This window comes from Streptomyces sp. NPDC005004, assembly GCF_053600675.1.
The window spans coordinates 65861-81177 of record NZ_JBSGAH010000003.1 but is presented as its reverse complement, the minus strand read 5'-3'; the positions used below and the strand labels follow the sequence as shown (position 1 = coordinate 81177).

Sequence of the window (15317 nt, the reverse complement as noted above, 5' to 3'; positions counted from 1 at the left end):
ATCCGGTGAGCCTCCGGTTGCCCGGTGTGACCGCGCGCCGCCACTCCTCCCGGGGATACGGACAGGGGCGCCCGCGTGTTCAACACGGGCGCCCCTCGCTGTCGGTCCGGTCCGGCCGTCAGACCTCCACCGGCGTCTGGGCCGGGAGGCTGTCCATGAAGGAGCTGACGGAGAAGACCGCGTTGCCGGGGCCGGGCGGGCCGTAGCCGGGCGGGGAGGAGAGACCGAAGTCGTCCATGGTGTTGCGGTACGCCTCGAGGAGCCGGATGTGGTACTCCAGCGGCGCGCCCTGCGGGTTGGCCTTGCCGAGCGGGGTGGTGGGTTCGGGGCACCAGGTGGTGAAGCGGGGCGTGATGCCGTGCGACATGAAGAAGCGCAGGCCCTCGGTGGTGGAGGCGATGGCCTCGTCGACCGTCTTGAAGCCGAAGGGCTCGGCCATCTCCACGCCCGCCACGAAGTTGGGGATCACGTTGCGCGCGCCGAACACGTCGGCGGAGTCCAGGATGCGCTTGTGCCACTCGTCGCGGCCGACGTACCGCTCCTTGCCGGGGCAGTACATCTTGAACAGGTACTCGTCCCACACCTCGAAGTTGGGGTGGTAGATCTGCACGCCGTAGTCCTTGAAGCGCTGCACGTCCGCCTTGGGCAGCGCCTGGGCGACGACCTTGCCGATCCAGCGGCCGGGGAAGCGCTCCTCGATGGCCTTGGCGTAGTGGCCGTAGAAGTCGGCCTCGTCGCGGCCGGAGACCGTCTTGGTGATGGCGCCGCCGGTCAGGGTGTAGGCGGTGGACGCCTTCTGGGTGTCGTACCGGTCGATGATCTCCAGCGCCTCCAGGACCTCCTCCACGTCCTTGACGCCGGTGTACGGCCGCCCGGCCGCCTTGTGCTGACGCCAGTTGTGGTTGATGTCGCAGTACTGGCACTCCTCCTTGGCGCCGAAGTACTGGCAGACCCGGAAGACGGTCAGGTAGATCAGGTAACCCCACTGGATGGTGGGGGCGACCTCCATGACGGACTTCCCGTTGGAGAGGGTGTGCCGGTAGTACTCCGGCATCGGGGGCACACCCACGTCGGAGATGCGCTTGCCGTCCAGGTAGAGGCCGAGCTGCCCCTCCTCGTCGGCGGCGACCCGGTAGGGGGAGGCGGGGTTCACCCGTACGGAGACGACCGTACGGCGCAGGTCGTAGGGGCCGCCGGTGAGGATGATCTCCTCCGGGGGCCTGCGCAGCGCGGCCTCGCCCAGCTCGGGGAGGGTGCCGTGGTCGAAGGAGAAGATGAAGTACGACTTCGGCTTGACCTCGCCGTCCTCGTTGTCGCTGAGGGCCGAGGCGTCGAAGGCGACTCCGCCCCGGAGCAGGTCCTCCTTGAAGACGGCTTCCCGCGGCACATGCGGGAACCGCTCCATCAGATCCTCGACCAGCGCGGTACGGCTGCCCATCCGTTTCTCCTCCCGGCTCAGGCGTTCACCCCTCACCGTATGCCCCCGTTCCCGGTGGAGGCGTCCCGGGGGCACCTCGGCGCGTGGTGTCCGCGCCGGTACGGCGCCTCTGACGTGCGGTGCGCCGCCCCTGAGCGATCTTCCCCGGAGGGCCGCGGGGTGAGAGGGTCGGGCCGAAGAGCACTCTCGGGGAGGACGACGACGATGACGGAGCAGGCGCGCACGGCCGGGCGGCGGGCGGTCACCAACTGGGCCCGCAACATCACCTACACGGCCAAGGAGTTCCACCGCCCCGAGTCCGTGGCCGCGCTGCGGGCCCTGGTGGCCGCCGCCGCGCGGATACGGGTGCTGGGCAGCGGCCACTCGTTCAACACGGTCGCCGACCCCGGCGGCGAGGGCGTCCTCGTCTCGCTGGCCGCTCTGCCACCGGTCGTCGACGTGGACACCGAGGCCCGTACGGTCCGGGTCTCGGGCGGCGTCCGCTACGCCGAACTCGCCCGCGCGGTCCACGCGCGGGGGCTGGCGCTGGCCAACATGGCCTCGCTGCCGCACATTTCGGTGGCGGGCTCGGTGGCGACCGGCACGCACGGCTCGGGCATCGGCAACGCCCCGCTCGCGTCGGCGGTGCGGACGGTGGAGCTGCTGACGGCGGACGGCACGACCGTGGAACTCACGCGTGGTGACGCCGGGTTCGACGGCGCGGTGACCTCCCTGGGCGCGCTCGGGGTGGTCACCGCGCTCACCCTGGACCTGGAACCGGCGTACGAGGTGGAGCAGCACGTCTTCACCGAACTGACGCTTGACGGGCTGGACTTCGAGGCGGTGGCCGGAGCGGCGTACAGCGTCAGCCTGTTCACCGACTGGCGGGCGCCGGGCTTCCGCACGGTGTGGGTGAAGCGGCGCACCGATCAGGCGCCGGTGGACTTCCCGTGGGCGGCGCCCGCCACCGAGGCCGAGCATCCGGTGCCGGGGATGCCCGCCGTCAACTGCACCGGTCAGTTCGGGGTGGCCGGACCGTGGCACGAGCGACTGCCGCACTTCCGGGCCGAGTTCACACCGAGCAGCGGCGCCGAGTACCAGTCGGAGTACCTGCTGCCGAGGACCGCCGCCACGGACGCGCTGCGCGCGCTGGAGGACGTCCGCGCGGAGGTCCGCGGGCCGCTGCTGACCTGCGAGGTCCGGACGATCGCCGCCGACACGCAGTGGCTGAGCCCGGCCTACGGCCGTGACTCGGCGGCCCTGCACTTCACCTGGGTGGACGACCTGCCGGCCGTCCTGCCCGCCGTGCGCGCGGTGGAGGCGGCACTGGACCCGTTCGCGCCGCGCCCGCACTGGGGCAAGGTGTTCGCCACGCCCCCTGAGGTGCTGCGCGAACGGTATCCGCGCCTGGCCGACTTCCGCGCGCTGGCGCGGGAGTTGGACCCGACGGGCAAGTTCACCAACGAGTTCGTGCGGGAGGCGCTGGAGTTGCCGTGACGACTTCCTAGATACCCTAGGATTCAGCCGAGGAATCCTAGGGAGGTGGGTCGATGGCCCGCGCGGGCATCACCGTGGACCGGCTGGTCGCGGCCGCCGCCGAACTCGCGGACGAGTCCGGCTTCGAGAACGTCACGCTGTCCGCGCTCGCGCGGCGCTTCGGCGTGAAGGACGCGAGCCTCTACTCGCACGTCCGCAACCTGCACGACCTGCGCACCCGGCTCGCGCTCCACGCGGGCGGCGAACTGATCGACCGCATCGCGGCGGCGGTGGCCGGGCGCGCGGGCCGCGACGCGCTGACCGCGTTCGCGGGCGCCTACCGCTCCTACGCGCTCGAACACCCCGGCCGCTACGCCGCCACCCAGATCCGCGTCGACCAGTCCCTGATCGCCGGCTCCCCCGCCCTGCGCCGGACCGCCGAGATCACCTACGGGATGCTCCGCGCCTACGGCCTCACCGAACCCGACCTCACCGACGCCGTCCGCCTGCTGCGCAGCACCTTCCACGGCTACTGCGTCCTGGAGTCGGCGGGCGGCTTCGGCGCGGACCGCGACGTCACGGCCTCCTGGGACAAGGGAGTGCAGGCCCTGCACCGGGCGCTGACCCACTGGCCGCGGGAGACGGACGATGCGTGAGGGGCCGTACCACGACGTGAGCGGCGGCGGTCCCGTGCTGCTGCTGATGCCGGGCGGCGCCGGACATCCCATGGGGCTGGGCCCGCTGACCGAGCGGCTGGCCCGCCGGTTCACCGTGGTGACATACGACCCGCTGGGCCTCGCCCACGGGCGGCTGGGGCTGCCGGTGGCCCACCAGCGGCCGCAGGACTGGAGCGGCGGGGCGCGGCGGGTACTGGCGGAGGTGCTGCCGCCGGGCGAGCGGGCCTGCGTGTTCGGCACCAGCTCGGGCGGCATCGCGGCCCTGGACCTGCTCGCCCGGCACCCCGGCCGGCTGGCGCACGTGGTCGCGCACGAACCGCCGTGCGCGCTGGTGCTGCCGGACGGGGAGGAGCGGCGGCGCGAGCTGATCGCGGCACTGGACGGGGACGGCCGGCCGCGCCCCGAGGGTCCGACGGGGGTCTTCCTCGCGCATGTGCTGCGGCCGTTCACCGCGTACGTGCCCGCCGCGCCGGACGAGCCGGAACGGCTGACGCTCGCCGTCGGGGCGGACTCGCGGGGTGAACTGCCACGTCGGTCCGCCGAGTTCCTGGCCTCCCGGTTCGGCAGCCGGTCGCTGGAGTTCCCGGGCGGGCATCTCGGCACGCTGGAGCATCCGGTGGAGTTCGCGGACCGGCTGACCGAGGTGCTGCTCGGGGGACTAGCTTCGGGGGCATGAGCAGCGATCCCGGTACGCGCGGCACCCCCTCCCTGGCCGAGGCCCTGACCGCCGGGCCGCTCGTGCTGGACGGCGGTCTCTCCAACCAGTTGGCGTCCGCCGGGCACGACCTCTCGGACGAGCTGTGGTCGGCCCGCCTGCTGGCCGAGCGGCCCGAGGCCGTGACCGAGGCACACCTCGCCTACTTCGCGGCGGGCGCGGACGTGGCGATCACCGCGAGCTACCAGGCCACCTTCGAGGGCTTCGGCAGGCGCGGGATCGGGCGGGCCGCGGCTGCGCGGCTGATGGCGTCGAGCGTGGAGCTGGCGCGCGAGGCGGCCCGTGCGGCGGACGTGACACGACCGCTCTGGGTGGCGGCGTCCGCGGGACCGTACGGGGCGATGCTCGCGGACGGCTCGGAGTACCGGGGGCGGTACGGGCTGAGCGCGGCGGAGCTGGAGCGCTTCCACCGGCCGCGCCTGGAGGTGCTGGCGGAGGCGGGACCCGACGTGCTGGCCCTGGAGACGGTGCCGGACACCGTGGAGGCGGAGTCGTTGCTGCGCGCGGTACGCGGGCTCGGGGTGCCGGTGTGGCTGTCGTACACCGTCTCCGGGCGGCACACGCGGGCGGGGCAGCCGCTGGAGGAGGCGTTCCGGCTCGCCGCCGACGTGGACGAGGTGATCGCGGTCGGCGTCAACTGCTGCGCCCCCGAGGACGCGCTGCCCGCCGTCCGCACAGCCCGGCGTGTGACGGGCAAGCCGGTCGTCGTCTACCCCAACAGCGGCGAGTCCTGGGACGCGGACGCCCGCACGTGGGACGGCAGCGCGACCTTCGGCACCGGCCTGGTGGAGGCGTGGCGCGCGGCGGGCGCCCGGCTGATCGGGGGGTGCTGCCGGGTGGGACCGGAGACGATCGGGGCGGTGGCGGGGCGCCTGGCGCGGTGGCGCTGAGCGGCGGCGGCTGGGCCGGCGGGCTCTGGGGGGCGTGCCTCGCGGGACGGGCCTCGCCGGGCGGGCCGGTGGCCGGGCGCGCACGGCCCCGACGGTGATCGCGGGCGCAGCGGGCCCTTGCCCGCACGCGGGAGTCCGGGCCCGGCGGCGGAGCCGGCCGGTCCGACGGTCCGTGTCCGGCGGTCGGAGCGGCGACAGGTGTGCGTCCAGGCCGGACGGCGGCCGCGGCAGCGCGCCTGTCTCCACCGGCGCCTCGGCGTCGCACGGTGACGGCTGCGACGCCCAGGCGGAGGAGCCGTGCCCCGAAGCCCTCAGTGTCTCCGCGTGGCCGACGACCGGCGCAGGCGGCGTACCGCCGAGGAGAGGTCGGTGCGGGGGATGCGGACGATGGAGGTCGCGGGGGTGGGGTCCTGCAGGGGCGGGGCGGTGGCCCACAGGGCGATCTCGGCGTCGCGGGGGCCGAGGGCGAGGTCGGGGCCGTCGCCGTCGTCGAATACGCGCACGGGGTGGGTGGCGTCCCACGCGGGCCAGCCGGGGTCGCCGGTGGCGGCGAAGCGGACCCAGGCGGCGTGCATGGTGTCGGCGAGGTGCTGCGGCGCGCCGTGCCCGGCCAGCTTGACGGACTCGGGGACCTCGCCGGTGTCGAAGACGAAGCCCAGCTCCAGGGCGTGGCAGGCGCCGAGCCCTGGACGCCGGGAGGGCCAGGCGAACTCGTAGAGGTGCGAGGTGCCGGGCCGGGCGTCGGCGATCCGGTGGATGGGCACGCGCAGCATGTGGTCGGTGACCATCTGGCCGACGATCTCCGCGGCGCCCGCTCCCGGGCGCAGGGCGCGGTAGCCGCGCGGCACCTCGTGGCCGACCCGGCAGCGGGCCATGGCCCCGGCCAGCGCGACGGCGCCGAGCCGGTCGACGCGTTCCACGAGCCCGCCCGGGACCAGCCACAGCCGGTACTCGTCCCGGGTCCAGCCCATGAGCAGGTCGACGCCCGGTGCCGCCGTGCCGTCGACCAGCGCCTGGAGCGGATCGGCGGGCACGAGGTCGCCGTCCGGGACGATGCCGAAGGCGGGACCGCCGAGGACGGGGCTGCTCAGCCGCCCCACCTCGGCCTGGGCGCGCAGCAGCAGGTCACGGTCGACGGCGGCGAAGGCGGCCGCGGTGGCCGGTACCTTCAGCCGGGCGGCCATACGGCGCACCATCCGCCGCACCTTGTCGCGCTCGGAGACCTCCGGTGCGCCGCTCTGCAGCACGGCCCGCCGGACCAGCCCCCGCGCCCCGGGGACGGCGAGCAGGACGCCCGCGCTGATGGCACCGGCCGACTGGCCGGCCAGGGTGACGTTGTCCGGGTCGCCGCCGAAGGCCGCGACGTTCTCGTGCACCCAGGCCAGCGCGGCGAGCTGGTCGCGCAGGCCGGGGTTGGCGGGTACGTCCGGGAACAGGCCGTAGCCCTCCACGCCGAGCCGGTAGTTGACCGAGACGAGGACGACCCCGTCACGGGCGAAGGCGCCGCCGTCGTAGACCGGTACGCCCGAGGAGCCCCTGGTCAGCGCGCCGCCGTGCAGCCAGACCAGGACGGGGAGCCGGGCGCCGGGGCCGGGCTCGGGGGTCCAGACGTTGAGGTTGAGGCACTCGTCGCCGGGGACGACCGGGTCGGAGAGGTAGCCGGAGAACGCCTCGGAGTACGGCACCTGCGGCGCGGTCGGACCGTAGTCCCCGGCGTCGCGGACCCCGCCCCAGGACTCGAGCCGCTCGGGCGGCCGGAAGCGGCGGGGGCCGAAGGGGGGTGCGGCGTACGGAATGCCCCGGAACACCGCGATGTGCTGTTCGTAGCGGCCGCGTACGGCCCCGTGCAGCGTGCGGACCACTGGGTCCGTGCGGTCTGCGGTCATCGCCCACCAGCCCTTCGCCGCGCACATGTGCCGATCACACACAGAGCGTGTGGCGATCACACACGGCACCACATAGGAGAGCACCACATGCCAGAGCGCCGCGCAGGGCGGGTGTATTCCCTCGCACGGACCCGTGGAAGGCACTGCGAACGGACGGCGGTCCGCCGGGACGGCGGGCCGCCACGGCGGGCGCGGGCCAGCTGGTCCGCGCCCCCATGTCACCGCTCGGGACGCCCCCGGTCCGTCCCGCCCTTGGGCGTGTGGTGGGTGTTCCTGGCGTGGGCGCGCAGCCGTCCGGTGATGTCCTCGGGCGGCAGGAAGCGGGACCAGCGTTCGGGGAACTCGGAGGGCATGTCGGGGTCGTCCGGGTCGCTCTCGCGGGCCGCGGCGGCCCGGGCCACGTACTCCGCGATCTGGACCTCCCGCTGGCGTTCGTTCGCCTCGCGGGCGGCGGCCGTGGCGGCCGCGGGCCAGACCCGGTCGATGGCGGCGTTCACCGCCGCGCCCACGAGCACGGCGAAGGCGGACACACCGATCCACAGCAGCACGGCGACGGCGGCCGCCAGGGAGCCGTAGATGGTGGCGCCCTCGATGGTGTGGGTGAGGTACACCCGCAGCAGGAGGCTGCCGAGCACCCACATGGCGAGCGCGACCAGAGCCCCTGGCACGTCCTCGATCCACGGCGAGCGCACCGGGACGGAGACGTGGTAGAGCGTGGTCAGGAAGACGATGGACAGGACGATGACGACGGGCCAGTAGAGGACTTGGACGACCGTCGCCGACCAGGGCAGCACCCCCACCACCGCGTCGGGGCCCGCCACCATCAGCGGCAGCGCCACCGAACCGATCAGCAGGGCCACGATGAACAGCAGGAACGCCATGATGCGGGTCTTGACGATGCCCCGGACGCCGTCGAGGCCGTACATCACGGTGATGGTGTCGATGAAGACGTTCACCGCGCGGGAGCCCGACCACAGGGCGAACAGGAAGCCGATGGAGATGACGTCGGGTCTGCCGCCCTTCATCACGTCGTTCAGGATCGGCTCGGCGATCTCCGTGACGCCCTTGTTCGACAGGACGGTGCGCGACGCCTCCAGGAGGTTGGTCTCCAGGCTGTGGATGGTGTCGGCGCCGGTCCAGTCGTCGACGTAGCCGAGGAGACCGATGAGGCTGAGCAGCAGGGGCGGGACGGACAGCAGGGTGAAGAAGGCGGCCTCGGCGGCGAGGCCCAGGATGCGGTACTCCATGCAGGAATTGACGGTGTCCGTCAGCAGCAGCCAGGCGGTCCTCCGCTTGGAGACGTTCCGGTAAAGGGCTCTGGCCCGGTGGAGGCGGCCCCGGAGCCGCTCGGGGGTTTCACTTGCTGACTGCACGTCCTAACGGTATCCGCCGCGGCGCGCGGCCCTCACCTCGCGGGGCGAAACGCCTGTGCCGCGAGGCCGATGAGCGCGCATGTGCCGGGGCGGGTACGGCCGGCCGGGCGGTCCGTGCGTGCCGGGCGGCGCCGGGGATCTCGGGCGGCGGAGGTCCGCCGGGCCGCGGGGGTGGTGCTGCGCCGACACGGCACCACCCCCGCACCTCGGGCCCCTTGGAGGGCGAACGCACCGCCCGGGGGCGGCGCAGGGCTCAAGTGTCGGCGCCCCTCGTGCCGTTCACCAGGGTTGCAGGAGGTTGCAACTTGTTGCCGAGAGTGCGCGGAGCGGTGTGTTCGACCCCCACTCGACGGCAGTATGGGGAACCACTGGCCCGGAAGCCGCCGCCGGGTTGGCTCGACACATGTGTTGGACGCCTATCTTCCGGGAGGCGCAAGTGGTGGACCCGCCCATGAACATGGCGCGCCTGGCCGCCGTGGACGCGGCACAGGCGGCGCTGGTGCTGAACGAGGTGCGCGAGGCGAGACTCGCCGGAAAGCGGGCGCGGATCGCGCCCCGGCCGGTGATCGAGCAGTCCTGGGCACGGATGCTGCGCGGCGGCGTCGACCCCGAACACGGCCGGGGCTCGCGGCTGCTGTCCGCCGAGGAAGTGGGGCGCAGACGGCGCGACTCTCCGCTGCGGCACGTGCTGCCCGTGCTGCGCGAGGGTCTGCTGTCGGTCGCGGACGTGGTGCGGCACATCATGGTCGTCGCCGACGCCGAGGGCCGCGTGCTGTGGCGCGAGGGCGCCCCGGCGGTGCTGCGCAAGGCCGACGCGCTGGGCTTCGAGGTGGGGGCCGACTGGCGCGAGGGCGCGGTCGGCACCAACGGCGTGGGCACCCCGGCGGTCGTACGGCGGCCGGTGCAGGTCTTCGGCGCCGAGCACTTCGTCCGCTCGCACGTCTCCTGGACCTGTTCGGGCGCGCCGATCACCGACCCCCGGGACGGCCGGCTCCTCGGCGTGGTGGACGTGAGCGGCCCGCTGGAGACCATGCACCCGGCGACCCTCGCCTGGGTGAACTCGGTGGCCAAGCTCGCCGAGGCCCGGCTGCGCGACCTGCATCTGACCTCGCTGGAGCGGCTGCGCACGGTCGGGGCGCCGGTGCTGGCCCGGCTGGAGGGGCGGGCCCTCGTCGTGGACCGCGACGGCTGGACCGCGGCGGTGACCGGGATGCCCTACGTCCGCCGGCTCGCGCTGCCCAACTCCCTCTCGCCGGGCCGCCGCCGGCTCGCCGCGCTGGGTTCGTGCGCCGTGGAGCCGCTGGCCGGTGGCTGGTTGGTGCGGGCGGCGGACGAGACGGCGGCCGGGGTGCGGCTGACGCTCGACCTGTCGCGTCCCGACCGCCGCACGCTGACGGTGTCCGGGGGCGCCGCTCCCTGGTCGCGGGAACTGAGCGCCCGGCACGCCGAGTTGCTGTTGCTGCTCGCCGAGCACCGCGCGGGGCGCCGTGCGGCCGGTCTCGCGGAGGACCTGTTCGGCGACGCGTCCCGGACGGTGACGGTGCGGGCGGAGATGTCGCGCGTACGGCGTTATCTGGGCGCGCTGTTGCTGGACCGGCCCTACCGGTTCCGGGAGGACGCGGACGTGGAGGTGCTGCTCCCCGAGGAGCCGGCCGACCTGCTGCCCCACTCCACCGCGCCCGCGCTGGCGGGGCTGCGCGGTCCCGTGGGGGCGTCCGCCGGGGCGGAGTGCGAACAGCCGACCCGAACAGAGTAGGGTGAACGCCCCCCGAACGCGGGCGCCTTCCCCGGATTTGCGGGGTCCTCCCCCCGGAGCGGCGCTCGCTGCCGTAGCATCCCTGACGGGTCCGCCCAACGGCCTCGCGATCAACGCAACGATCGCAGGGCGCAGTTGGACCGCCTCGGGAGGAGACATGAAGCATCGCGGCAGACACCGCAGGCGCAGACGAGGCATGGCCCTGCGCGCGGTCCTGACCGGGACCGGCCTCGCCCTCACCGCCGCGGCCACGCTGATCAGCGCCTCGCAGGCCACGGTCACCGGCGATCCGGGCGCGCTCAAACCGCTCACCGGGCGGGCGGACACCGCCTCGCCGCGCCTCCAGGAACACCTGGTGCCCGCGCCCACGCTCGACCGGCTCGCCGGTTCCATGGGCCGCCCGGTGGGTGTGGACGCCGTGCTGCGCGGAGCGGACCGCACGATGCGCGTGGGCGCCGCCTGCGACGCCGAGGAGCGAGCGACCCTGCCCCTCACCCCGGCCGCCACCCGCTCCTACTGCTGGGATCGCGCCGACACCGGCGACACCGCCTGGCGTCCCGCCTCGGTGACCACCTCCGGGGACGCTGACGAGGATGGCGTCTGGGGCACGCACCGGGTGGTCCTGACCGGCTGGAGCCACAGCACGACCCGGGGGCCCGGCGCCGAGCGCGGCCTCGCCCGGGTCGCCTTCGTGGACTTCGACGACCCGGCCCGGCCCGTCTACCGCTGGGTCCTCCTGGTGGTGCCCGAGAACGGCGGCCGTGACTACCGCGGGCTGGACTCCCGGATCTCGGGGATGGTCTGGTACGACAACAAACTGCTGGTCAGCGCGGGCCGCACGGGTGCCGAGGCGCTCTATGTCTACGACCTCGACCGCATCCAGCGCACCACCGTGGACGAGCCCGCGATCGGCCGGGTGCCGCACGGCTGGTCGGCGGGCGGCTACCGGTACGTGATGCCCGCCATCGGCTCGTACCGCTTCCACGACGGACCCTGCGGCGCCTCCGGGCCGCCCTGTCCCGGCCCGCTCTCACTGGACCGGGGCACCTCGCCCGACAGCCTGGTGGCCGGCGAGCGGACCTCGGCGTCCGGCGAGCGCCGCACCCGGCTGTGGCGGTACGCGTTCAGCAACGCGCCCGCGCGGGGCGGTCTCCTCGCCACCGACGCCACCGGCCGCGCCGACGCGGTCGAGGTGCTCCGGACCCGGGCGCGTGCCGTTCGGGGTGTGCTCTCCTACCACCGTCCCGGCACGGATGTGTCGTCCTGGTACGTGGAGACGCAGCCGAAGCCGGACGGCCGGGGCGGACTGTGGCGTCAGGACACCCGGGGTGCGGCGGCGGCCCACTGCGGCTCGGACGCCTCCCGCCACTGCTGGACCGATTCGGCGGGCTCGCTGTCGTACTGGCAGGAGACCGGTGAGGTGTGGTCGCTCTCGGACCGGATGCTGTTCGCGGTGCCGCTTGCGCGGCTGGAGAAGTCGCTGGACTGACTCCGGGGCGAGCCTCCCGGGGCGAGTGTGACGCAAGGGATCGACAGTCCGGCGCGGCCGATGATTCTCTGGCCGTCATGAACAGCGTCCCTGTCACCACCTGGTCCCTGGAGCAGAACTCCCCCGGCGATCTCCTCCCCGCCGCCACTCCCGAGGGCGACGCCCTGCGGATCGTGCGCGCCGAGGTGCCCTCGCCGGAGTTCAGCCGTTTCCTGTACGCCTCGGTGGGCGGTGACATCCACTGGATCGACCGGCTCGGCTGGAGCCACGCCCGCTGGCGCGAGTATCTGGAGCAGCCCGGGGTGGAGACATGGGTGGCGTACGACCACGGCACTCCGGCCGGATATGTGGAGCTGGACGCGATGGGCGACGGCGTAGTGGAGATCGCCTACTTCGGGCTGCTGCCCGCTTTCCGGGGGCGCCGCATCGGCGGCCATCTGCTGTCGTACGGCACGGCTCGCGCCTGGGACCTGGCCGAGCGGTGGCCGGGACTCCCGCCGACCAAGCGGGTGTGGGTGCACACGTGCAGCAAGGACGGCGAGTTCGCGCTGGCCAACTACCAGCGACGCGGTTTCGCCCTGTTCGACACCGAGGTCGCGCTGGAGCAGACGGCGGCGACGCCCGGACCGTGGCCCGGCGCGTTCACGGAATGAGCCGCACGGCGGGACGGGCCCGGCGGAGGCTCCCCGTCCGTCTCGCCATGCAGAATGGATGCGTCCACAATCCGGACAACGGTGGACTGCCCGGAGATCCGCGTGCAACGCTGCCGTCATGTCTGGAACGGGAATCGCCCTGGTGAGTCGACGGCATGTCGATCTCGGCCGCATGTCCAGCGCCATCTGTCCGGCGAGCTGACACACCAGCCCTGCCGATTCTCTTTTCGCTTCTCGCGCATCGCCGCGCACGTGAATTTCCCCCGTGCGCGCGCACGTGCGCAGGCCAGAGCCTCCCGCCCGTCGCCCGACAACCACCCCTCATCGACGGCGCTGCGCGCCGGCCCCTGTCCGATGCTGTCGAAGGACTCCAGAACCATGGCCGCCACCCCCCAGCCTCCCGCCGCCTCCGCGCCCCGCCGCAAGGCCGGCCGTCACCGCGGCGAGGGCCAGTGGGCGATGGGACACCACACCCCGCTCAACGGCAACGAACAGCTCAAGAAGGACGACGACGGTCTCAATGTGCGGACACGCATTGAGACGATCTACTCCAAGCGCGGCTTCGACTCCATCGACCCGAACGATCTGCGCGGCCGGATGCGCTGGTGGGGCCTGTACACCCAGCGCAAGCCGGGCATCGACGGCGGCAAGACGGCGGTGCTGGAGCCTGAGGAGCTGGACGACAAGTACTTCATGCTCCGGGTGCGGATCGACGGCGGCCGTCTCACCACCGAGCAGCTCCGCGTGATCGGCGAGGTCTCCGAGGAGTTCGCGCGCGGCACGGCCGACATCACCGACCGGCAGAACATCCAGTTGCACTGGATCCGCATCGAGGACGTGCCCGAGATCTGGAACCGGCTCGAAGGGGTCGGCCTGTCCACGACCGAGGCGTGCGGCGACGTGCCCCGCGTGATCCTCGGCTCGCCGGTCGCGGGCATCGCCGAGGACGAGATCATCGACGGTACCCCGGCGGTCGACGAGATCCACCGCCGGATCATCGGCAACCCGGACTTCTCCAACCTCCCGCGCAAGTTCAAGTCCGCGATCTCGGGCTCGCCGCTGCTGGACGTGGCGCACGAGATCAACGACATCGCGTTCGTGGGCGTCGTCCACCCCGAGCACGGGCCCGGCTTCGACCTGTGGGTGGGCGGCGGACTGTCGACCAACCCCAAGATCGGTGTGCGCCTCGGCGCCTGGGTGCCGCTGGACGAGGTGCCCGACGTCTTCGAGGGCGTCATCTCGATCTTCCGTGACTACGGCTACCGCAGGCTGCGCAACCGCGCCCGGCTGAAGTTCCTGGTCGCGGACTGGGGCGCGGAGAGGTTCCGTCAGGTCCTCGAGGACGAGTACCTGAAGCGGCCGCTGCTGGACGGCCCCGCGCCCGAGCAGCCGGTGGCGCGCTGGCGGGACCACGTGGGTGTGCACCGGCAGCGGGACGGCCTGTTCTACGTCGGCTTCGCGCCGCGGGTCGGCCGGGTCGACGGCGCGACGCTCGCCAAGATCGCCGGTATCGCGGAGGAGCACGGCTCGGGCCGGGTGCGGACCACCGTCGAGCAGAAGATGATCGTGCTCGACGTCGAAGCCGACCGGGTCGAGTCGCTGGTGGCGGCGCTCGAGGCGCTGGACCTGAAGGTCGGTCCCTCGCCGTTCCGGCGGGGCACGATGGCCTGCACCGGCATCGAGTTCTGCAAGCTCGCCATCGTGGAGACCAAGGCGCGCGGCAGCGCGCTCATCGACGAACTGGAGCGCCGTCTCCCGGAGTTCGACGAGCCGATCACCATCAACATCAACGGCTGCCCGAACGCCTGCGCCCGTATCCAGGTCGCGGACATCGGTCTCAAGGGCCAGTTGGTCCTGGACGACGACGGCAACCAGGTGGAGGGCTTCCAGGTGCACCTGGGCGGGGCGCTCGGCCTGGAGGCGGGCTTCGGCCGCAAGGTCCGCGGTCTGAAGGTCACGTCGGAGGAACTGCCGGACTACGTGGAGCGGGTGCTCAAGCGCTACCAGGCCGAACGCGCGGACGGCGAGCGGTTCGCCGTCTGGGCCGCCCGGGCCTCCGAGGAGGCGCTGTCGTGAGCGAGCGTGCCGCGCCGTTCTACTGCCCCTACTGCGGTGACGAGGACCTGCGCCCCAGCGAGGAGGGACACGGAGCCTGGGAATGCGGGGCCTGCAACCGGGCCTTCCAGCTCAAGTTCCTCGGGCTGCTCGCCCGGGGACTGCGGCGATCCGACGACGGAGGGGACGGGCAGATATGACGGCCACGCGAGCAGGGCGTACGAACGACGAGTTGCAGCGACTGGCCGAGCAGGCCGGACGTGAGCTGGAGGAGGCGTCCGCGCCGGAGATCCTCCGCTGGGCGGTGGACACCTTCGGCGAGCGGTTCTGCGTCACCTCCTCCATGGAGGACGCGGTGGTCGCCCACCTCGCCTCGCGGGTGCGGCCGGGCGTGGACGTGGTGTTCCTGGACACCGGCTACCACTTCCCGGAGACCATCGGCACCCGGGACGCGGTGGCGGCCGTGATGGACGTCAACGTCATCACGCTCACCCCCGCCCGGACGGTGGCCGAACAGGACGCCGAGCACGGCCCGAAGCTGCACGACCGCGACCCCGACCTGTGCTGCGCGCTGCGCAAGGTCCAGCCGCTGGAAGCGGGATTGACGGACTATCAGGCGTGGGCGACCGGACTGCGCCGGGACGAGTCCCCGACCCGGGCGAACACCCCCGTCGTCGGCTGGGACGCCCGGCGCGGCAAGGTCAAGGTCTCCCCCATCGCCCGCTGGACCCAGGACGACGTGGACGCCTACGTCACCGAACACGGCGTCCTGACCAACCCGTTGCTGATGGACGGCTACGCCTCCGTCGGCTGCGCCCCCTGCACCCGCCGGGTCCTCGAGGGCGAGGACGCGCGCGCCGGACGCTGGGCCGGGCGGGCCAAGACCGAGTGCGGACTGCACGGATGACGACCGAACCGACTCAGGAGCGA

Annotated in this window: 14 protein-coding genes; 11 read left to right on the top strand and 3 right to left on the bottom strand. The window is 73.3% G+C overall.

Annotated elements, in window-relative coordinates; genetic code table 11:
- Window positions 1–118: 118 nt before the first annotated feature.
- On the bottom strand, window positions 119–1438 hold the full coding sequence (locus ACWEEU_RS04785; RefSeq protein WP_385740418.1) for a radical SAM protein: 1320 nt from the start codon (window positions 1436–1438) through the stop codon (window positions 119–121).
- Between the two features lie 204 nt (window positions 1439–1642).
- On the opposite strand from ACWEEU_RS04785, the gene ACWEEU_RS04780 reads away from it, so the two are divergent.
- From ACWEEU_RS04780 to mmuM, 4 genes are read left to right on the top strand one after another with little or no spacing between them, the layout of a single operon-like run.
- Window positions 1643–2914: an FAD-binding protein gene (locus ACWEEU_RS04780; RefSeq protein WP_451728480.1), complete on the top strand. Its 1272-nt coding sequence runs from the start codon at window positions 1643–1645 to the stop codon at window positions 2912–2914.
- Window positions 2915–2967: 53 nt separating this feature from the next.
- Window positions 2968–3549, top strand: a complete 582-nt coding sequence (locus tag ACWEEU_RS04775) for a TetR/AcrR family transcriptional regulator (RefSeq protein ID WP_451728477.1) — start codon at window positions 2968–2970, stop codon at window positions 3547–3549.
- Window positions 3542–4246: an alpha/beta fold hydrolase gene (locus ACWEEU_RS04770; RefSeq protein ID WP_451728474.1), complete on the top strand. Its 705-nt coding sequence runs from the start codon at window positions 3542–3544 to the stop codon at window positions 4244–4246. The genes ACWEEU_RS04775 and ACWEEU_RS04770 overlap by 8 nt, the downstream gene beginning before the upstream one ends.
- Complete coding sequence (gene mmuM, locus ACWEEU_RS04765) at window positions 4243–5175, top strand: homocysteine S-methyltransferase (protein WP_451728471.1); 933 nt, start codon at window positions 4243–4245, stop codon at window positions 5173–5175. The genes ACWEEU_RS04770 and mmuM overlap by 4 nt, the downstream gene beginning before the upstream one ends.
- Before the next feature lie 311 nt (window positions 5176–5486).
- Here mmuM and ACWEEU_RS04760 read toward each other — a convergent pair whose 3' ends face one another.
- Together ACWEEU_RS04760 and ACWEEU_RS04755 are read right to left on the bottom strand one after the other, a co-directional pair.
- A complete protein-coding gene (locus ACWEEU_RS04760) occupies window positions 5487–7061 on the bottom strand; it encodes a carboxylesterase/lipase family protein (protein ID WP_451728468.1) in 1575 nt (524 codons plus the stop codon).
- A gap of 218 nt (window positions 7062–7279) precedes the next feature.
- Window positions 7280–8434: a YihY/virulence factor BrkB family protein gene (locus ACWEEU_RS04755; RefSeq protein ID WP_385740436.1), complete on the bottom strand. Its 1155-nt coding sequence runs from the start codon at window positions 8432–8434 to the stop codon at window positions 7280–7282.
- A 451-nt stretch (window positions 8435–8885) separates the two neighbouring features.
- Between ACWEEU_RS04755 and ACWEEU_RS04750 the strand changes: the two genes are divergently transcribed.
- The 7 genes from ACWEEU_RS04750 (at window position 8886) to ACWEEU_RS04720 (ending at window position 15294) form a co-directional block, all read left to right on the top strand.
- Window positions 8886–10190, top strand: coding sequence for a GAF domain-containing protein (locus tag ACWEEU_RS04750; protein ID WP_385740439.1), 1305 nt, complete (start codon window positions 8886–8888; stop codon window positions 10188–10190).
- Between the two features lie 157 nt (window positions 10191–10347).
- The gene (locus tag ACWEEU_RS04745; RefSeq protein ID WP_451728464.1) at window positions 10348–11679 is read left to right on the top strand and encodes a hypothetical protein; all 1332 of its coding nucleotides are present in this window, start codon (window positions 10348–10350) and stop codon (window positions 11677–11679) included.
- Window positions 11680–11756: 77 nt separating this feature from the next.
- Window positions 11757–12332 carry a GNAT family N-acetyltransferase gene (locus ACWEEU_RS04740; protein WP_451728461.1) on the top strand — a complete coding sequence of 192 codons (576 nt, stop codon included), beginning with the start codon at window positions 11757–11759 and terminating at the stop codon, window positions 12330–12332.
- 58 nt (window positions 12333–12390) lie between these two features.
- Complete coding sequence (locus tag ACWEEU_RS04735) at window positions 12391–12534, top strand: putative leader peptide (protein ID WP_451728458.1); 144 nt, start codon at window positions 12391–12393, stop codon at window positions 12532–12534.
- A 176-nt stretch (window positions 12535–12710) separates the two neighbouring features.
- Window positions 12711–14408: a nitrite/sulfite reductase gene (locus tag ACWEEU_RS04730; RefSeq protein ID WP_451728455.1), complete on the top strand. Its 1698-nt coding sequence runs from the start codon at window positions 12711–12713 to the stop codon at window positions 14406–14408.
- Window positions 14405–14587, top strand: coding sequence for a hypothetical protein (locus tag ACWEEU_RS04725; RefSeq protein WP_385740451.1), 183 nt, complete (start codon window positions 14405–14407; stop codon window positions 14585–14587). The genes ACWEEU_RS04730 and ACWEEU_RS04725 overlap by 4 nt, the downstream gene beginning before the upstream one ends.
- The gene (locus tag ACWEEU_RS04720) at window positions 14584–15294 is read left to right on the top strand and encodes a phosphoadenylyl-sulfate reductase (RefSeq protein WP_385740454.1); all 711 of its coding nucleotides are present in this window, start codon (window positions 14584–14586) and stop codon (window positions 15292–15294) included. Before ACWEEU_RS04725 ends, ACWEEU_RS04720 begins: the two co-directional genes overlap by 4 nt.
- The last annotated feature ends 23 nt before the right edge of the window (window positions 15295–15317 follow it).